This window comes from Streptomyces sp. NPDC047000 (assembly GCF_040644295.1).
Taxonomy (GTDB): domain Bacteria; phylum Actinomycetota; class Actinomycetes; order Streptomycetales; family Streptomycetaceae; genus Streptomyces.
The window spans coordinates 46,777-66,205 of record NZ_JBEYWE010000002.1 but is presented as its reverse complement, the minus strand read 5'-3'; the positions used below and the strand labels follow the sequence as shown (position 1 = coordinate 66,205).

Annotated in this window: 15 protein-coding genes and 1 tRNA gene; all 16 read right to left on the bottom strand. The window is 67.2% G+C overall.

The features are described 5' to 3' along the window. Positions 1-73: 73 nt before the first annotated feature. The 16 genes from tuf to ABZ862_RS03555 all read right to left on the bottom strand — a co-directional run bounded on the left by tuf (position 74) and on the right by ABZ862_RS03555 (position 19,388). The gene (gene tuf / locus ABZ862_RS03630; RefSeq protein ID WP_360951626.1) at positions 74-1,267 is read right to left on the bottom strand and encodes an elongation factor Tu; all 1,194 of its coding nucleotides are present in this window, start codon (positions 1,265-1,267) and stop codon (positions 74-76) included. Between the two features lie 156 nt (positions 1,268-1,423). Continuing rightward, complete coding sequence (fusA, locus tag ABZ862_RS03625) at positions 1,424-3,550, bottom strand: elongation factor G (RefSeq protein WP_360951623.1); 2,127 nt, start codon at positions 3,548-3,550, stop codon at positions 1,424-1,426. Positions 3,551-3,589: 39 nt separating this feature from the next. Next, entirely contained in the window at positions 3,590-4,060 is a 471-nt protein-coding gene (gene rpsG, locus ABZ862_RS03620) for a 30S ribosomal protein S7 (protein ID WP_073792897.1), read from the bottom strand. A 2-nt stretch (positions 4,061-4,062) separates the two neighbouring features. After that, positions 4,063-4,434 carry a 30S ribosomal protein S12 gene (gene rpsL / locus ABZ862_RS03615; RefSeq protein WP_003948652.1) on the bottom strand — a complete coding sequence of 124 codons (372 nt, stop codon included), beginning with the start codon at positions 4,432-4,434 and terminating at the stop codon, positions 4,063-4,065. 370 nt (positions 4,435-4,804) lie between these two features. Continuing rightward, positions 4,805-5,389 (bottom strand): DUF1707 and DUF4190 domain-containing protein, encoded by a 585-nt coding sequence (locus ABZ862_RS03610; protein WP_360951620.1) that lies wholly within the window; start codon positions 5,387-5,389, stop codon positions 4,805-4,807. A 259-nt stretch (positions 5,390-5,648) separates the two neighbouring features. Beyond that, positions 5,649-9,572 (bottom strand): DNA-directed RNA polymerase subunit beta', encoded by a 3,924-nt coding sequence (locus ABZ862_RS03605; protein ID WP_360951617.1) that lies wholly within the window; start codon positions 9,570-9,572, stop codon positions 5,649-5,651. A gap of 94 nt (positions 9,573-9,666) precedes the next feature. Then, positions 9,667-13,152 carry a DNA-directed RNA polymerase subunit beta gene (gene rpoB, locus ABZ862_RS03600; protein ID WP_360951614.1) on the bottom strand — a complete coding sequence of 1,162 codons (3,486 nt, stop codon included), beginning with the start codon at positions 13,150-13,152 and terminating at the stop codon, positions 9,667-9,669. A gap of 263 nt (positions 13,153-13,415) precedes the next feature. Beyond that, positions 13,416-13,601, bottom strand: a complete 186-nt coding sequence (locus ABZ862_RS03595; RefSeq protein WP_360951610.1) for a hypothetical protein — start codon at positions 13,599-13,601, stop codon at positions 13,416-13,418. A 278-nt stretch (positions 13,602-13,879) separates the two neighbouring features. Next, entirely contained in the window at positions 13,880-14,260 is a 381-nt protein-coding gene (gene rplL, locus ABZ862_RS03590; protein ID WP_360951607.1) for a 50S ribosomal protein L7/L12, read from the bottom strand. Positions 14,261-14,374: 114 nt separating this feature from the next. Continuing rightward, a complete protein-coding gene (rplJ, locus tag ABZ862_RS03585) occupies positions 14,375-14,905 on the bottom strand; it encodes a 50S ribosomal protein L10 (protein WP_360951604.1) in 531 nt (176 codons plus the stop codon). 441 nt (positions 14,906-15,346) lie between these two features. Then, entirely contained in the window at positions 15,347-16,267 is a 921-nt protein-coding gene (locus tag ABZ862_RS03580; RefSeq protein ID WP_360951601.1) for a hypothetical protein, read from the bottom strand. A gap of 176 nt (positions 16,268-16,443) precedes the next feature. Further along, positions 16,444-17,169: a 50S ribosomal protein L1 gene (gene rplA / locus ABZ862_RS03575; protein ID WP_360951598.1), complete on the bottom strand. Its 726-nt coding sequence runs from the start codon at positions 17,167-17,169 to the stop codon at positions 16,444-16,446. A 109-nt stretch (positions 17,170-17,278) separates the two neighbouring features. After that, positions 17,279-17,713, bottom strand: a complete 435-nt coding sequence (gene rplK, locus ABZ862_RS03570; protein WP_031167035.1) for a 50S ribosomal protein L11 — start codon at positions 17,711-17,713, stop codon at positions 17,279-17,281. A gap of 201 nt (positions 17,714-17,914) precedes the next feature. Next, the gene (gene nusG / locus ABZ862_RS03565) at positions 17,915-18,838 is read right to left on the bottom strand and encodes a transcription termination/antitermination protein NusG (protein WP_360951594.1); all 924 of its coding nucleotides are present in this window, start codon (positions 18,836-18,838) and stop codon (positions 17,915-17,917) included. A 78-nt stretch (positions 18,839-18,916) separates the two neighbouring features. Next, on the bottom strand, positions 18,917-19,207 hold the full coding sequence (gene secE, locus ABZ862_RS03560) for a preprotein translocase subunit SecE (protein WP_360951591.1): 291 nt from the start codon (positions 19,205-19,207) through the stop codon (positions 18,917-18,919). A gap of 108 nt (positions 19,208-19,315) precedes the next feature. Further along, a tRNA-Trp gene (locus tag ABZ862_RS03555) sits at positions 19,316-19,388 on the bottom strand. Between the last annotated feature and the right edge of the window lie 41 nt (positions 19,389-19,429).

Here is a 19,429-nt window from a genome sequence, read left to right as displayed (position 1 = left end):
AAGGCCCGCACGACCGAAGTCGTGCGGGCCTCTCGTGAGATCGGGGACCGGAGTCCCGGGTCTCAGAGCGAGATCACTTGTTGATCTTGGTGACCTGGCCGGCGCCCACCGTGCGGCCACCCTCGCGGATGGCGAACTTCAGGCCCTCCTCCATCGCGATGGGCTGGATGAGCGACACCAGCATCTCGGTGTTGTCACCCGGCATGACCATCTCGGTGCCCTCGGGGAGGGTCACCACGCCGGTCACGTCCGTCGTGCGGAAGTAGAACTGCGGGCGGTAGTTGTTGAAGAACGGCGTGTGGCGGCCACCCTCGTCCTTGGACAGGATGTAGGCCTGCGCCTCGAACTCGGTGTGCGGGGTGACCGAGCCCGGCTTGATGATGACCTGGCCGCGCTCGACGTCCTCGCGCTTGATGCCGCGGAGCAGCAGACCGACGTTCTCACCGGCCTGGCCCTCGTCGAGCAGCTTGCGGAACATCTCGATGCCGGTGACCGTGGTGCTGGTCTTCTCCTGCTTGATACCGATGATGTCCACGGTCTCGTTGACCTTGAGGATGCCACGCTCGATACGGCCGGTGACGACCGTACCGCGACCGGTGATCGTGAAGACGTCCTCGATCGGCATCAGGAACGGCTTGTCGACGTCACGCTCGGGCTCCGGGATGGAGGTGTCGACGGCGTTCATGAGGTCCAGGACGGACTGGGTCCACTCCGGGTCGCCCTCGAGCGCCTTCAGCGCGGAGACACGCACGACCGGCAGGTCGTCGCCCGGGAACTCGTACTCGGAGAGGAGCTCACGGACCTCGAGCTCGACGAGCTCCATGATCTCCTCGTCGTCCACCATGTCGGCCTTGTTCAGGGCGACGACGATGTACGGGACGCCGACCTGGCGGGCCAGGAGCACGTGCTCCTTGGTCTGCGGCATCGGGCCGTCGGTGGCGGCGACCACCAGGATCGCGCCGTCCATCTGCGCGGCACCGGTGATCATGTTCTTGATGTAGTCCGCGTGACCCGGGCAGTCGACGTGGGCGTAGTGACGCGCCTCGGTCTGGTACTCGACGTGCGCGATGGAGATGGTGATACCGCGCTGGCGCTCCTCGGGCGCCTTGTCGATGTTGTCGAACGGGGTGGCCTCGTTCAGGTCCGGGTACGCGTCGTGCAGCACCTTGGTAATGGCGGCCGTGAGGGTCGTCTTACCGTGGTCGATGTGACCGATGGTGCCGATGTTGACGTGCGGCTTAGTCCGCTCGAACTTCGCCTTCGCCACTGGGGTCCTCCTGTGGAGTGGTTCTGTACGCCTTACTTCATCGGCGCCAGGTGATCTTTGCTGTAAAGGCCCGGAACCCGGGACAAACGCCGCGGATTGCGGCTGTTTGTCCCGCGAGGCTCCGGAGTCAAGCCTACGGCGTGCAAACGGAGTGCGTTACTCGCCCTTGGCCTTCGCGATGATCTCCTCGGCGACGTTCCGCGGAACCTCGGCGTAGGAGTCGAACTGCATCGAGTAGCTGGCGCGACCCGATGTCTTGCTGCGGAGGTCGCCGACGTAGCCGAACATCTCCGACAGGGGGACGAGGCCCTTCACGATGCGGGCCCCCATCCGCTCCTCCATGGCCTGGATCTGGCCACGGCGGGAGTTGATGTCGCCGATGACGTCACCCATGTAGTCCTCGGGCGTCGTGACCTCGACGGCCATCATCGGCTCGAGCAGCACGGGCGAAGCCTTGCGCGCGGCCTCCTTGAACGCCTGCGAACCGGCGATCTTGAACGCGAGCTCGGAGGAGTCGACCTCGTGGTAGCCACCGTCGATCAGGATGACGCGGACGCCGGTCATCTCGTAGCCCGCGAGGATGCCGAACTGCATGGCCTCCTGGCAGCCGGCGTCCACCGAAGGGATGTATTCCTTCGGGATGCGACCACCGGTCACCTTGTTGACGAACTCGTACGACGTGTCGCCGCCCTCGAGGGGCTCGATGCCGATCTGCACCTTGGCGAACTGGCCGGTACCACCGGTCTGCTTCTTGTGCGTGTAGTCGACGCGCTCGACGGCCTTGCGGATCGTCTCGCGGTACGCGACCTGCGGCTTGCCGACGTTGGCCTCGACCTTGAACTCACGGCGCATACGGTCGACCAGCACCTCGAGGTGCAGTTCGCCCATGCCGCCGATGATGGTCTGGCCGGTCTCCTCGTCGGAGTGGACCTGGAAGGAGGGGTCCTCCTCGGCGAGGCGCTGGATCGCGACGCCCAGCTTCTCCTGGTCGCCCTTCGACTTGGGCTCGATGGCGACCTGGATGACCGGCGCCGGGAAGTCCATGGACTCCAGGATCACCGGCTTCTTGTCGTCGCACAGCGTCTCACCGGTCGTGGTCTGCTTCAGACCCATGACGGCGATGATGTCGCCGGCGCCCACCGAGTCGATCTCCTCACGCTTGTTCGCGTGCATGCGGTAGATCTTGCCGATGCGCTCCTTCTTGCCCTTGACGGAGTTCAGCACGGCGGTGCCGGACTCCAGGCGGCCCGAGTAGACCCGGACGAAGGTGAGCTTGCCGAGGTGCGGGTCGCTCATGATCTTGAACGCCAGCGCCGACAGCGGCTCGTCGTCGGACGGCCTGCGCTTGACGATCTCCTCCGCGTTGTTGACGGCGTGGCCCTCGATGGCCTCGACGTCGAGCGGGGAGGGGAGGTAGCGCACGACCGCGTCGAGCAGGGGCTGGACGCCCTTGTTCTTGAACGCGGTGCCGCAGAACACCGGGGTGACCGTGGTGTCCGTGGACTTGCCGGACGCGATGGTGATACGACGGATCGCGGCGTACAGCTGCTCCTCGGAGGGCTCCTCGCCCTCCAGGTACAGCTCCATGATCTCTTCGTCGTTCTCGGCCACGGCCTCGAGGAGCTTGCCGCGCCATTCCTCGGCAGCCTCGGTGTGCGTGGCCGGGATGTCGACGACGTCGTACATCTCGCCCTTGGTCGCCTCGGCGGACCACACGAGCGCCTTCATGCGGACCAGGTCCACGACGCCCTTGAAGTCGGCCTCGGCACCGATCGGGAGCTGCATGACGATCGGCTGCGCGCCGAGGCGGTCGCTGATCATGTCGACACAGCGGTGGAACTCGGCGCCGGTGCGGTCGAGCTTGTTGACGAAGCAGATACGCGGAACGCCGTAGCGGTCCGCCTGACGCCACACCGTCTCGGACTGGGGCTCCACGCCAGCGACGCCGTCGAACACCGTCACGGCACCGTCGAGCACACGCAGGGAGCGCTCCACCTCGACGGTGAAGTCGACGTGGCCCGGCGTGTCGATGATGTTGATGGTGTGGTCGACGTCTTCCAGCGGCCAGTGACAGGTGGTGGCAGCAGAGGTGATCGTGATGCCACGCTCCTGCTCCTGCTCCATCCAGTCCATGGTGGCGGCGCCGTCGTGGACCTCACCGATCTTGTAGGAAACGCCGGTGTAGAACAGGATCCGCTCGGTGGTGGTCGTCTTGCCCGCGTCGATGTGGGCCATGATGCCGATGTTGCGCACCCTGGCCAGGTCAAGCGAAGTGGTAGCCATGAGGCTTCAGTCTTCTCTCGGTCTCGATGTGGACTGCGACTACCAGCGGTAGTGCGCGAAGGCCTTGTTGGACTCGGCCATCTTGTGCGTGTCCTCGCGCTTCTTCACCGCGGCACCGAGGCCGTTGGAGGCGTCGAGGAGCTCGTTGAGGAGGCGCTCGGTCATGGTCTTCTCGCGACGGGCGCGGGAGTAACCGACGAGCCAGCGCAGCGCCAGGGTGTTGGCACGACCGGGCTTGACCTCGATCGGCACCTGGTACGTCGCACCACCGACACGGCGGGACTTGACCTCGAGGGTCGGCTTGATGTTCTCGAGAGCGCGCTTCAGCGTGATGACCGGGTCGTTGCCGGTCTTGTCGCGCAGGCCCTCCATGGCGCCGTAGACGATGCGCTCGGCGGTGGAGCGCTTGCCGTTCAGCAGCACCTTGTTGATCAGGGAGGTCACCAGAGGAGAACCGTAGACCGGGTCGATGATGACCGGGCGCTTCGGGGCGGGGCCCTTACGAGGCATTCTTACTTCTCCTTCTTGGCGCCGTAGCGGCTGCGGGCCTGCTTGCGGTTCTTGACACCCTGGGTGTCGAGCGAGCCACGGATGATCTTGTAGCGAACACCCGGCAGGTCCTTCACACGGCCGCCGCGCACGAGCACGATGGAGTGCTCCTGCAGGTTGTGTCCCTCACCCGGAATGTAAGCGGTGACCTCGATCCCGCTGGTCAGACGCACACGCGCGACCTTACGCAGGGCCGAGTTCGGCTTCTTCGGGGTGGTCGTGAACACACGCGTGCAGACGCCGCGACGCTGGGGCGAACCCTCGAGTGCGGGCGTCTTGTTCTTCTCGACCTTGTCCTGCCGGCCCTTGCGGACCAACTGCTGGATCGTAGGCACTACTTCTCCGGTTTCTGTGTGCCGATAGGTACAGCTAACCTGGAACGCCTCCGACCCACGCGGTCGGGTGTGTCGGATCCCGCAGCATCCCGCCGTGAGGCGGGAAGGGCGCGGATCGCGGTGGCCGGTCACAGCCCCGGCGCGGTGTGATGGGCACGCACGAGGGCCAGGGCACACCCCAGGCACAAGGTCTGAGCGTACCTACCTCATTCGCTGTGGTCAAAACAAATGCAGTCGGGCCGGATCGGGCGGGGGCCCTTGTCAAGGCCGTCGGCCATTGTCGATCTTCACATCTTTCTTCACAGCCTTGATCCGGTCACTTCACAGCCGTGATCCGCTCGTCCGGCCGGGAAGATCCGCCCGCCGTCCCTCACCCCGACACGGCCGCCGACACCATCGCCACCGCCAGCAGCAGGGCCCAGAAGCCGGTGGAGAGCCAGCCGAGGATCACGCCGGTCAGGGCGAGGCCGTCGCCGGGCTCGCCGGTACGCCGGATCTCGGTGCGGGCGGTGTGGCCCAGGACGAGCGCCGGGATGCCGGTGAAGCCCATCGTCGGCACGCACAGCAGACCGCACACGAAGGCGCCCACGGCCTTCCCGTTGGTGCGCACCGGGGGCACCGGCAGGAACGTGCCCGGCAGGGGCACCGGGGCCGTCGTCAGCGGCATGGGACCGTGCGGCAGGTCGGCGACGAGCAGGGCCAGCTCCCCGACCGTGCGGGCCCCGTAGGCACGTGCCACCCGTTTCTCGAACTCCGGCTGTTCCAGACGGCCTTCGCCGAACCCGGCTCTGAGCACGTCCACGGTCCGCTCCCGGTCGGCGTGCGAGGCGAGCATCGACGGCGCCGCCGACGACGGCACGGCCTGTCCTGCCCACGGCTGCGGCACGCCCTGGCCGGCCCACGGCTGCGGCACGCCCGACCCCTGCTGCCAGGGCCGCGACGACTGATCGGACACGGAGCACCTCCCCCACAACCCCCGAGTCCCTCCATGATGCGCCAAGCGGTCAATTCAGGCACAGCCCCCACGACGGTGAAACACGACATTGGGACAAGACCGTGAAGAATCCCGGGGGCCCAAAAGGCCCCGGGGACCCCGCACATCCCGCGGACCCCGCGGGCCGGGAAGACACCGGGAGCACCCGTGACCCCGGCAACGCCGAAGGGCGGTCACCCGTGAAGGTGACCGCCCCTCAGTTCACGCTGCTCGCCCGAGCTTACTGGTTGTACGGACCGTAGTCGTAGTCCTCCAGCGGGACGGCCTGGCCGGAGCCGGTGCCGAACGGCGAGTAGTCGATGTCGTCGTAGCCGACGGCCGAGTACATCGCGGCCTTGGCCTCCTCGGTCGGCTCCACCCGGATGTTGCGGTAGCGGGACAGACCCGTACCGGCCGGGATGAGCTTACCGATGATGACGTTCTCCTTGAGGCCGATCAGGCTGTCGGACTTGGCGTTGATCGCCGCGTCCGTCAGGACCCTGGTCGTCTCCTGGAAGGACGCCGCCGACAGCCAGGACTCCGTGGCCAGCGAGGCCTTGGTGATACCCATGAGCTGCGGACGACCGGAGGCCGGGTGACCGCCCTCCTGGACCACACGACGGTTCTCCTGCTCGAACTTCGAGCGCTCGACCAGCTCGCCGGGCAGCAGCTCGGCGTCACCGGACTCGATGATCGTCACACGGCGCAGCATCTGCCGGATGATGATCTCGATGTGCTTGTCGTGGATCGACACACCCTGCGAGTTGTAGACCTTCTGGACCTCGCCGACCAGGTGGACCTGGACGGCGCGCTGGCCCAGGATGCGCAGCACGTCGTGCGGGTTGGTGGCACCCACGGTGAGCTTCTGGCCCACCTCGACGTGCTCGCCCTCGCTGACCAGCAGACGGGCGCGCTTCGAGATCGGGTACGCCATCTCGTCGCTGCCGTCGTCCGGGGTGATGACGACCTTCTTGGTCTTCTCCGTCTCCTCGATCCGCACGCGGCCCAGGGCCTCGGAGATCGGGGCGACACCCTTCGGGGTACGGGCCTCGAAGAGCTCGACGACACGCGGCAGACCCTGGGTGATGTCGTCACCGGCCACACCACCGGTGTGGAAGGTACGCATCGTCAGCTGGGTGCCGGGCTCACCGATGGACTGGGCGGCGATGATGCCGACCGCCTCACCGATGTCGACCAGCTTGCCGGTGGCCAGCGAACGGCCGTAGCACATGGCGCAGGTACCGACGGCGGACTCGCAGGTCAGGACCGAGCGGGTCTTGACCTCCGCGACACCGTGGCGGACCAGCTCGTCGATGAGCACGTCACCGAGGTCGGTGCCGGCCGGGGCGAGCACCCTGCCGTCGACCACGATCTCCTCGGCGAGGCAGCGCGCGTACACGGACGTCTCGACGTTCTCCGCCTTGCGCAGCACGCCGTCCGCACCGCGCTCCGCGATGTGCAGCTTGAGGCCGCGCTCGGTGCCGCAGTCCTCCTCGCGGATGATGACGTCCTGCGAGACGTCGACCAGACGACGGGTGAGGTAACCCGAGTCGGCCGTACGCAGGGCGGTGTCCGCCAGACCCTTTCGGGCACCGTGCGTGGAGATGAAGTACTCCAGCACGGACAGGCCCTCACGGAACGACGCCTTGATCGGACGCGGGATCGTCTCGTTCTTGGCGTTCGACACCAGACCGCGCATACCGGCGATCTGACGCATCTGCATCATGTTTCCGCGCGCGCCGGAGTTGACCATCATGGAGACCGGGTTGGTCTTCGGGAAGTTCGCGTTCATCGCCTCGGCGACCTCGTTGGTCGCCTTGGTCCAGATCGCGATGAGCTCCTGGGTGCGCTCTTCCTTGGTGATCAGACCGCGCTCGTACTGCTTCTGGACCCTCTCGTCCTGTGCCTCGTAGCCCTTGACGATCGCCTTCTTCGCCTCGGGGACGACGACGTCGGAGATGGCCACGGTGACGCCGGAACGGGTCGCCCAGAAGAAGCCGGCCGCCTTCAGGTTGTCGAGCGTCGCCGCCACGATGACCTTCGGGTAGCGCTCGGCGAGGTCGTTGACGATCTCGGAGAGCTGCTTCTTGCCGACCTCGTAGTCGACGAACGGGTAGTCCTCGGGCAGCAGCTCGTTGAAGAGCGCGCGGCCCAGGGTGGTGTTCAGCCGGAAGGGGTCACCCTGCTGCCACTCGCCCGCGGCGGAGCCGCCGTCGGACGCGGCGCCCTCCTCACGGACCGGCGGGGTCCAGCCGCGCGGCGGCATGGTGCCCACCGGGAAGCGCATGTCCACGCGCGACTGCAGCGAGAGCTCACCGGAGTCGAACGCCATGATCGCCTCGGCGACGGACGCGAACGAACGGCCCTCGCCCTTGACGTTGCGCAGCTCGCCGTCGGTGGTGAGGAAGAACAGACCGAGGACCATGTCCTGGGTCGGCATCGTCACCGGACGGCCGTCGGCGGGCTTGAGGATGTTGTTCGAGGACAGCATCAGGATGCGGGCCTCGGCCTGCGCCTCCGCGGACAGCGGCAGGTGCACGGCCATCTGGTCGCCGTCGAAGTCCGCGTTGAACGCGGTGCACACGAGCGGGTGGATCTGGATGGCCTTGCCCTCGACCAGCTGCGGCTCGAAGGCCTGGATGCCGAGGCGGTGCAGGGTGGGGGCACGGTTGAGCAGCACCGGGTGCTCGGCGATGACCTCTTCGAGGACGTCGTACACGACGGTGCGGCCGCGCTCCACCATGCGCTTGGCGCTCTTGATGTTCTGCGCGTGGTTCAGGTCGACCAGGCGCTTCATCACGAACGGCTTGAACAGCTCCAGCGCCATCGCCTTCGGCAGACCGCACTGGTGCAGCTTGAGCTGCGGACCGACGACGATCACGGAACGCGCCGAGTAGTCGACACGCTTGCCGAGCAGGTTCTGGCGGAAGCGGCCCTGCTTGCCCTTGAGCATGTCGGACAGCGACTTCAGCGGACGGTTGCCGGGGCCCGTGACCGGGCGGCCGCGGCGGCCGTTGTCGAAGAGCGCGTCGACGGCCTCCTGGAGCATGCGCTTCTCGTTGTTCACGATGATCTCGGGCGCGCCGAGGTCGAGAAGCCGCTTCAGGCGGTTGTTGCGGTTGATGACACGGCGGTACAGGTCGTTCAGGTCGGAGGTCGCGAAGCGGCCGCCGTCCAGCTGCACCATCGGACGCAGGTCCGGCGGGATGACCGGCACGCAGTCCAGGACCATGCCCTTGGGGCTGTTGGAGGTCTGCAGGAACGCGGAGACGACCTTCAGCCGCTTCAGGGCGCGGGTCTTCTTCTGGCCCTTGCCGGTGCGGATGATCTCGCGGAGCCTCTCGGCCTCCTCGTCGAGGTCGAAGGACTCCAGGCGCTTCTGCAGCGCCGCGGCACCCATCGAGCCGTCGAAGTACGTGCCGAAGCGGTCGCGCAGCTCGCGGTAGAGCAGCTCGTCGCCCTCGAGGTCCTGGACCTTGAGGTTCTTGAACCGGGTCCACACCTCGTCGAGACGGTCGATCTCGCGCTGCGCGCGGTCGCGCAGCTGCTTCATCTCGCGCTCGGCGCCCTCGCGCACCTTGCGGCGCACATCGGCCTTGGCGCCCTCGGCCTCCAGCTCGGCCAGGTCGGTCTCGAGCTTCTTGGCCCGGCCTTCCAGGTCGGCGTCGCGGCGGTTCTCGATCTGCTGGCGCTCCACGGAGACGTGCGCCTCCAGGGAGGGCAGGTCGCGGGTGCGGCGCTCCTCGTCGACGTACGTGATCATGTACGCCGCGAAGTAGATGACCTTCTCCAGGTCCTTCGGGGCCAGGTCGAGCAGGTAGCCCAGACGCGACGGGACGCCCTTGAAGTACCAGATGTGCGTGACGGGCGCGGCCAGCTCGATGTGGCCCATCCGCTCACGGCGCACCTTGGCGCGGGTGACCTCGACGCCACAGCGCTCACAGATGATGCCCTTGAAGCGGACACGCTTGTACTTGCCGCAGTAGCACTCCCAGTCCCGGGTCGGACCGAAGATCTTCTCGCAGAAGAGTCCGTCCTTCTCGGGCTTGAGCGTGCGGTAGTTGATGGTCTCCGGCTTCTTGACCTCTCCGTGGCTCCACTGGCGGATGTCGTCAGCGGTGGCGAGGCCGATTCGGAGCTCGTCGAAGAAGTTGACGTCGAGCACTATGCGTCAATCCCTCTCAGGGTTGTGAGTCTTGGGGTCTGATACGGGGGTCCTGGGGCCGGGAGCCTTCACGGGGAAGGCTCCCGGACTCCCGTCAGACCTCTTCGACGCTGCTCGGCTCGCGCCGGGACAGGTCGATGCCGAGCTCCTCCGCCGCGCGGAAGACGTCCTCGTCGGTGTCACGCATCTCGATGGACATACCGTCGCTGGACAGCACCTCCACGTTCAGGCAGAGCGACTGCATCTCCTTGATGAGCACCTTGAAGGACTCGGGGATGCCGGGCTCGGGGATGTTCTCCCCCTTGACGATGGCCTCGTAGACCTTCACGCGGCCGGTCACGTCGTCGGACTTGATGGTCAGCAGTTCCTGGAGGGCGTACGCGGCGCCGTAGGCCTCGAGGGCCCACACCTCCATCTCGCCGAAGCGCTGACCGCCGAACTGCGCCTTACCACCCAGCGGCTGCTGGGTGATCATCGAGTAGGGGCCGGTGGAGCGGGCGTGGAGCTTGTCGTCCACCAGGTGGTGCAGCTTCAGGATGTACATGTAGCCGACCGAGATCGGCTGCGGGAACGGCTCACCGCTGCGGCCGTCGAACAGCCGCGCCTTGCCGGACGGGAGCACCATGCGCTCGCCGTCCCGGTTCGGGATGGTGTGCTGCAGCAGACCCGCGAGCTCGTCCTCGCGCGCGCCGTCGAAGACGGGGGTCGCGACGTTGGTGCCCGGGGCGACCTGGTCGGCGCCGATCGCCTGGAGGCGCTGCGCCCAGTCCTCGGCGAGACCGGAGACGTCCCAGCCGCGGCTGGCGAGCCAGCCGAGGTGGATCTCCAGGACCTGTCCCGGGTTCATCCGGGACGGCACGCCCAGCGGGTTGAGGATGATGTCGACCGGGGTGCCGTCCTCCAGGAACGGCATGTCCTCGATCGGCAGGATCTTGGAGATGACACCCTTGTTGCCGTGCCGGCCGGCGAGCTTGTCACCGTCGGTGATCTTGCGCTTCTGCGCGACGTAGACGCGGACCAGCTGGTTCACGCCCGGCGGCAGCTCGTCGCCCTCCTCGCGGTCGAAGACGCGTACGCCGATGATCTTGCCGATCTCGCCGTGCGGCACCTTCAGCGAGGTGTCACGGACCTCACGGGCCTTCTCACCGAAGATCGCGCGCAGCAGGCGCTCCTCGGGCGTCAGCTCGGTCTCGCCCTTGGGGGTGACCTTGCCGACGAGGATGTCACCGGCGACGACCTCGGCACCGATACGGATGATGCCGCGCTCGTCGAGGTCGGCGAGGACCTCCTCGGAGACGTTCGGGATGTCCCGGGTGATCTCCTCGGGGCCGAGCTTGGTGTCACGGGCGTCGACCTCGTGCTCCTCGATGTGGATCGAGGAGAGGACGTCGTCCTGCACGAGGCGCTGCGACAGGATGATCGCGTCCTCGTAGTTGTGACCCTCCCACGGCATGAACGCCACGAGCAGGTTCTTGCCGAGGGCCATCTCGCCGTTCTCGGTGGCCGGACCGTCGGCCAGGACCTGGCCCACGATGATCCGGTCGCCCTCGTTGACGACGACCTTCTGGTTGACCGAGGTGCCCTGGTTGGAGCGCGAGAACTTGGCGAGGCGGTACGTGATGTACGTGCCGTCGTCGTTGGCGGTGGTGATGTAGTCCGCGGAGACCTCCTGGACCACACCGTCCTTCTCGGCCTTGACCACGTCACCGGCGTCGACGGCGGAGCGGTACTCCATGCCGGTGCCGACGAGCGGGGCCTCGGAGCGGATCAGCGGCACGGCCTGGCGCATCATGTTCGCGCCCATGAGGGCACGGTTGGCGTCGTCGTGCTCGAGGAAGGGGATCATGGCGGTCGCGACCGACACCATCTGGCGCGGCGAGACGTCCATGTAGTCGACGTCGTCACCCGCGACGTAGTCGACCTCGCCGCCGCGGCGGCGGACCAGGACGCGGGCCTCGGCGAAGTGCATGTCCTCGGTCAGGCCGGCGTTGGCCTGGGCGATGACGAAGCGATCCTCCTCGTCGGCGGTCAGGTAGTCGACCTCGTCGGTGACCTGGCCGTCGACGACCTTGCGGTACGGCGTCTCGACGAAGCCGAACGCGTTGACGCGGCCGTAGGAGGCGAGCGAGCCGATCAGACCGATGTTCGGGCCTTCGGGCGTCTCGATCGGGCACATGCGTCCGTAGTGGGACGGGTGCACGTCACGGACCTCGAAGCCGGCCCGCTCACGGGACAGACCACCCGGGCCGAGCGCGGACAGACGCCGCTTGTGCGTCAGACCCGACAGCGGGTTGTTCTGGTCCATGAACTGCGACAGCTGGCTGGTGCCGAAGAACTCCTTGATGGAGGCGACGACCGGCCGGATGTTGATCAGGGTCTGCGGCGTGATCGCCTCGACGTCCTGCGTGGTCATGCGCTCGCGCACGACGCGCTCCATCCGCGCCAGACCCGTGCGGACCTGGTTCTGGATGAGCTCGCCGACGCTGCGCAGACGGCGGTTGCCGAAGTGGTCGATGTCGTCGGTCTCGACGACGACCGTGTCGCCGTTGTCGCCGGTCGTCTCGGTCTCGCCCGCGTGCAGCTTCACCAGGTACTTGATCGAGGCGATGATGTCGTCGACCGTCAGGACGCCGGCGTCGAGCCCGGTGACCGTGCCCAGCTTCTTGTTGACCTTGTAGCGGCCGACCTTCGCGAGGTCGTAGCGCTTGGGGTTGAAGTACAGGTTGTCGAGCAGCGTCTGCGCGGCCTCACGCGTGGGGGGCTCGCCCGGGCGCAGCTTGCGGTAGATGTCGAGCAGCGCGTCGTCCTGGCCCTGGGTGTGGTCCTTCTCCAGGGTGGCGCGCATGGACTCGTACTCGCCGAACTCCTCGAGGATCTGCTCGTTCGTCCAGCCGAGCGCCTTCAGGAGGACGGTGACCGACTGCTTGCGCTTGCGGTCGATGCGGACGCCGACCATGTCGCGCTTGTCGATCTCCATCTCCAGCCAGGCACCCCGGGACGGGATGATCTTGGTGGAGAAGATGTCCTTGTCGGACGTCTTGTCGATCGTGGAGTCGAAGTAGACGCCGGGGGAACGGACCAGCTGCGACACCACGACACGCTCGGTGCCGTTGATGACGAAGGTGCCCTTGTTCGTCATGAGCGGGAAGTCGCCCATGAAGACGGTCTGGGACTTGATCTCGCCGGTCTCGTTGTTGGTGAACTCGGCCGTCACGAACAGGGGCGCGGCGTAGGTGAAGTCGCGCTCCTTGCACTCGTCGATGCTGTTCTTCGGCGGCTCGAAACGGTGGTCGCGGAACGTCAGCGACATCGACCCGGAGAAGTCCTCGATCGGGGAGATCTCCTCGAAGATCTCCTCGAGGCCGGACTTGGTGGGGACGTCCTGACCGTTGTCCAGGGCCTCCTCGACGCGAGCCTTCCAGACCGCGTTGCCGAGCAGCCAGTCGAAGCTCTCGGTTTGCAGCGCGAGAAGGTTCGGAACCTCGAGGGGCTCCTTGATCTTTGCAAAGGAGATGCGCAGCGGGGCGGTGCTTGCGCCGTTGTTCGTATTCGCGGTCGAGGCAGTGCGCGAGGCGGCCAAGAGGGGGTCCTTCCGAGGGCTCGGACTCACTACGCGCGTACCGGCCCCTCTCCCGTGCACCACAGAGACCTCTTCCGAATCAGCCGAAAGGCCAGGTCGGATACGGTCCGGACGTCGATGCTCGAGGGAGGGCATGCCCCTGGTGACGGGCAGGGGACAGCTAACAGGCAGCGCAAAGGGTCAGTGTAGCCACTTGGCACACTGATGTCCAGTGCGGGTTTCGCGAGACCCTCGTCGTCCTCAACGCCCTCGGCATGCCGCTCTCAATGCACGGTGATACTGCCCTCTTCGTCGTCGATCCATGCCTCGGATTCGGATCCTTGTGACGACGCGTCCTGAGAATTGCGCGCCGCGTGCGGTTCGTCAAGGCCCTCCTTGCCCGAACCGGCTGCCGCGCTCGTCACGTGCCCCGCCGCCACCAGCGGGGCCGGGGGCCCGGCGAAGATCACCCTACCCCTCGAAACCGCCCGTCCTGGGCTGCCGCCACCGGCCCCCGGACATGCCGAGGAGCGACCACCCGGATGGATGATCGCTCCTCGGTGCGTCCGCGTTACAGGCTTCCCGGGACAGGCTCCCGGGCCCCTTCGGGAAAACCCCTCACGAGCCGGTCCCGGCATGCGGAGGGGCCCGCTGGGGCTCCGTGGGTCCCAGCGGACCCCGGAAGCCCCAGCGGGCCCCGTTCGGGCCTCGGTGAAGCCCGTGGGGTCCTGCCGGACCCCGGGAGGTGTTACTTGACCTCGACGGAGGCGCCGGCGCCCTTGAGGGACTCGGCGGCCTTCTCGGCCTGCTCCTTGTTGACCTTCTCGAGGACGGGCTTCGGGGCGCCGTCCACCAGGTCCTTGGCCTCCTTCAGGCCGAGGGAGGTCAGCTCGCGCACGACCTTGATGACCTGGATCTTCTTGTCGCCGGCGCCGGTGAGGACGACGTCGAACTCGTCCTTCTCCTCCTCGGCCTCGGCGGCGACGGCCGGGCCGACGGGCGCGGCGGCGATCGCGGCGGCGGCGGTGACGTCGAACTTCTCCTCGAAGGCCTTCACGAACTCGGAGAGCTCGATGAGGGTCATCTCCTCGAACTGGGCGAGCAGGTCGTCCTGGCTGAGCTTCGCCATGATGGCGGTCCTTCCACTAATTCGGCAGGTGCCGGGTGTACGGGGTGTGGCGGGCGTACGTCGGGCCCGCACCGACCCTCGCCTCAGGCGGCGAGGATCAGAAAGCGAGCCGAGTTACTCGGCACCGCCCTGCTCGTCCTGCTTGGCACGGAGCGCGTCCACGGTGCGGACGAGCTTCGAGGGGAGCGCCTTGAAGAGCTGCGCAGTCTGGGTCTGCTTGCCCTTGAACGCGCCCGCCAGCTTGGCGAGCAGAACCTCACGGGACTCGAGGTCCGCAAGCTTCTTGATCTCGTCGGCGGACAGCGCCTTGCCGTCAAGGACACCGCCCTTGATGACGAGATTCGGGTTGTCCTTGGCGAAGTCACGGAGACCCTTCGCCGACTCCACCGGGTCACCGGTGATGAAGGCGACAGCCGTCGGACCGTTGAACAGGTCGTCCAGCGTGGTGATCCCGGCCTCGTTGGCCGCAATCTTGGTCAGCGTGTTCTTCACCACGGCGTACTGGGCGTTCTCACCGAGCGACCGGCGCAGCGTCTTGAGCTGCGCCACGGTGAGACCGCGGTACTCGGTCAGCATGGCGGCGTTGGAGTTGCGGAACTGGTCCGTCAACTCGGCCACCGCGGCAGCCTTGTCGGGCCTCGCCATAGAGCCTCGGCCTCCTTCCGGGTGATTCTGACCGCGCGGGCCCGAAGGAGGTCTGGGGAAAACGAAACGCCCCGGCGCAGGCGCACGGGGCGTGGCTCGACCGGCTGGTCGCACACCTCTACGGTGGCGATCTCCGGGAGCACATCCACAGTCACCTGCGCGGGTCGTCCGCAGTCAGCGGATCCTTCGGCCACCGCGTCCTCGTGGGAGCACGCGGCAACGACCAGCGGTCTTTGGCTTCTTCAGGAGGGTACGCGAACGAATCGCTGTCAAGCAAATCCGTTCGCGTGCTCTCCGGAGGCGGGGGCGCTCCCGCGCCGGGGGCGTTCCGTTTCGGGCGGCGTTCCGTTTCCAGGGTGTCCCGTTTCCGCGGACGTCCCGTTTCCGGGGTGTCCCGTTTCCGGGGTGTCCCGTTTCCGGGGCCGGGTGGAGCCGCCCCTCTCACAGCCCTGTGCCGGTCCCGGTGCCCGTGCCGCCCTGCTTGCCGATCAGCGCCTTGAAGTCCTCGGTGTCCCCCGCCGGCGGTTTCCGGACGTCGACCTTGACGCCGTAGTCGCTGTAGTACGCGGTCTGGGTCATCCGTCCGTTCGCCGTGTCGGCCTGCTCGGTCTTCTTGACCAGCAGATCGTCCGCGTTCACCCAGATGTCGACCCGCTCGGTCTCCACACCGGCCTGGGTGAGCTGCTTCTTGAGACTCTCCATCTGGGCGGCGGTGAGGTCGGAGGTCCTGCCCGCGAGGTCCGCGAGGTTCACGGTGCCCGAGTAGTGCGTGGTGGCGACGCCGCGCACCTTCTCCTGACCGGTCTTCCTGACGTCGCCGGAGGCCAGCAGCAGCTTCACCGACTGGTTCGGGGTGGTGTTCTGGATCTGGTCCTTCAGATACGCCCCGGAGCCTCCGGCCAGGTCCGCCAGGTCCTGGTAGGCGTACCGGATCCAGTGCTTGCCGCCGGCCTGCCGGGCGAAGGCGTCGCCCATGTGCGCGTAGTACGCGTCCGGCAGGTACCGGGCCTCCATGGTCGTGTTGCCGAGGCTGCGCATCGTCTCGGCGGTGGTCCCGCCGGTGTAGGTGAGGGTCAGCGAGCCGGTGAGGCCGTCGCCCCAGGCGAGGGAGCCGTGACCCGTCATGGACATCAGGGTGCCCATGACGACGGACGACTCGACCCGGGCGGAGTCGGCCTTGTCCGTGGACCGCTCGGCGGAGCGGAGGGCGCTGATCGGGCTGACGTGCGTGGTGCCCTTGTGAGCGGCCTTGCCGTTCTCCGCGGAGCCCGTGGCGGCTCCGGAGGAGCAGGCGGCCACGCCCGTCAGGGCGGTCACCACCGCCAGCGAGAGACCCGCGCGCCGTGCTGCCGTGCCGTTCATGCTTCTTCCCGCCCCTGTCATCCCTGCCACCTCTGGGAGATTGCCGTGCCGTGCATCCTGGCACCCGGCACTGACAACGCGAACACAGGAAAAGACGGGCCCCGCACCTCGGAAGGTTGCGGGGCCCGTCCCTTTTTGTCGCGTCCCTGACGCGGCTACCGGTCGGAGCGCGGGGCTCAGACGGCGGCCGGGTCCTCCTCGACGAGGAGGTTGCGGGTGCGGTTCGAGTCCACCGGGATACCGGGGCCCATGGTGGTGCTGATGGCGGCCTTCTTGATGTACCGGCCCTTGGCGGCGGACGGCTTGAGACGCGTGATCTCTTCCAGCGCCGCGGCGTAGTTCTCCACCAGCTGGGCGTCCTCGAAGGACGTCTTGCCGATGATGAAGTGCAGGTTCGAGTGCTTGTCGACGCGGAACTCGATCTTGCCGCCCTTGATCTCGGTGACGGCCTTGGCGACGTCGGGGGTGACGGTGCCGGTCTTCGGGTTCGGCATCAGACCACGCGGGCCGAGGACGCGGCCGAGGCGGCCGACCTTGCCCATGAGGTCCGGGGTGGCGACGACGGCGTCGAAGTCCAGACGGCCCTTCGACACCTCGTCGATCAGCTCGTCGGCACCGACGATGTCGGCGCCCGCGGCACGCGCGGCCTCGGCACGGTCACCGGTCGCGAAGACCAGGACCCGGGCGGTCTTACCGGTGCCGTGCGGAAGGTTCACGGTGCCACGGACCATCTGGTCGGCCTTGCGCGGGTCGACACCCAGGCGGAAGGCGACCTCGACGGTGCCGTCGAACTTGGTCGTGGAGGTCTCCTTGGCGAGACGGACGGCCTCGAGCGGGGCGTACTGCTTCTCCCGGTCGATCTTGGCGTCCGCAGCGCGGAGAGCCTTGCTGCGCTTGCTCACAACTTGCTCCTGTGTGTTCTGTGAGGAGTCGTGGTGTACGGGCCGAGCAGGCCCTGCCACGTGCGGCGGTGCGCTTCGGTCACCACCGCGTCACTGCTACGGGGTGAGGTCAGCCCTCGACCGTGATGCCCATGGAGCGGGCGGTGCCGGCGATGATCTTCGACGCGGCGTCCAGGTCGTTGGCGTTGAGGTCGGGCATCTTGGTCTGGGCGATCTCGCGGACCTGCGCCTCGGTGATCTTGGCGACCTTGGTCTTGTGCGGCTCGCCGGAGCCCTTCTCGACACCCGCGGCCTTGAGGATCATCTTGGCGGCCGGCGGCGTCTTGGTCACGAAGGTGAAGGAACGGTCCTCGTAGACCGTGATCTCCACCGGGATGACCCAACCGCGCTGCGACTCGGTCGCGGCGTTGTAGGCCTTGCAGAACTCCATGATGTTGACGCCGTGCTGGCCCAGCGCGGGGCCGACCGGCGGAGCCGGGTTCGCCGCACCGGCGTTGATCTGGAGCTTGATGAGCCCCGTGACCTTCTTCTTCTTGGGAGGCATAGCTCTCCGGGTCCTTTCCATTCGGGTCCTGCCGGCTTCCGGGAACCACCCGGACGCAGGCATACCGCACAACGATAACGGGTACGGATGCGCGGCCAAAAACCGCGCAGGTCAGGCGAACGCGTGAGCGACACCTGACCTGCGCGGAAGCAAGGGGTCCAGAAGGACGGCTGCGGCAGGCCCGGCGACGGGCCCGCGAAGCTAGTTCTTCTGGATCTGGTCGAAGCTCAGCTCGACCGGGGTCTCGCGGCCGAAGATCTCCACCAGGCCCTTGACCTTCTTGGAGTCGGCGTTGATCTCGTTGATGGTCGCCTGGAGGGTGGCGAAGGGGCCGTCGGTGACGGTGACCGAGTCGCCGACCTCGAAGTCCAGCACCTGGACCTCGACCTTGCGCTGCGGCACCGGCTTGCCCTCGGCCTCGGCGGCCTCACGGGCGGCCTTCTCCTCGGCCTCCGGGGCGAGCATCTTGACGATCTCGTCCAGCGTCAGCGGGTAGGGGTCGTAGGCGTTGCCCACGAAGCCGGTGACGCCGGGCGTGTTGCGCACGACGCCCCAGGACTCGTTCGTCAGGTCCATGCGCACCAGGACATAACCGGGGAGCTTGTTCTGGCGGATGGTCTTGCGGTCGCCGTTCTTGATCTGGACGACCTCTTCCTGCGGCACCTCGGCCTGGAAGATGTAGTCCTCGACGTTCAGCGAGACGGCGCGCTGCTCCAGGTTGGTCTTCACCCGGTTCTCGTAACCGGCGTACGTGTGGATCACGTACCACTCGCCGGGCAGGGCGCGCAGTTCGTCGCGCAGCGCCGCGACCGGGTCGACGGGCTCCGCCGGCTCCTCGGTCTCGGCAGCCTCGACCTCGTCGGCCTCGGTCTCGGTCTCGTCGATCTCGCTCTCGTCGGCGTCCGATTCGCCGATTTCCTCGGCGGCCTCGTCCGTCTCCTCGGCGGTGAGCGCCTCGTCCTCGTCGTCGCCCTCGACGTGCAGCGCGTCCTCCTCGGCCGGCTTGCCCGCCTCGGCGTCAGCAGCCTCGAACTCGTCCTGCTCGTCCGAGCCCTCGACGATGTCGAGCTCGTCATCGACCGTTTCGTCCGGCTCGATGGCGTGGTTCAGGTTCGGGTCAGACACGATGGCTGCTTCTTCCTGGATACAGAGATGGAACATGCGAAAAGGGGCGCCGGTACCACGGCGCCCTTCGCTCTGGACTCAGCCGAAGACGTACTTGGCCGCGTGGTTGAGCCCATAGTCAATCACGGTCACCAGGGCGATCATGATGGCGACGAAGAAGATCACCACTGTGGTGTACGACGTGAGCTGATGACGCGTGGGCCAGACGACCTTGCGAAGCTCCGCGATGATCTGCCGGTAGAAGGTGCCGAGGCGCTTCAGCGGGCCCTTCTTGCCGCGCTTGCCGCCCTTGCGGGCCTTCTTCCGCGTCGACTCGGAGAGCTCGTCCTGGGCATCAGGCGTATCGATGGAGCCCACGGCGTCCGTCATAACGTCCTCACCTGATTCCGGGTCGTGGCCGTGCCGCGCCCGGTCGGAGCCGCACGGCGGTGCATCGCTAGTACGTACCTTGTGCACACATCCTGGCGGTGTGTGTAGCAGGGCCGGAGGGACTTGAACCCCCAACCGCCGGTTTTGGAGACCGGTGCTCTACCAATTGAGCTACGACCCTTTGTGCTCCCCCAACGTACCGCATCCGACCGGGTGCTCGGT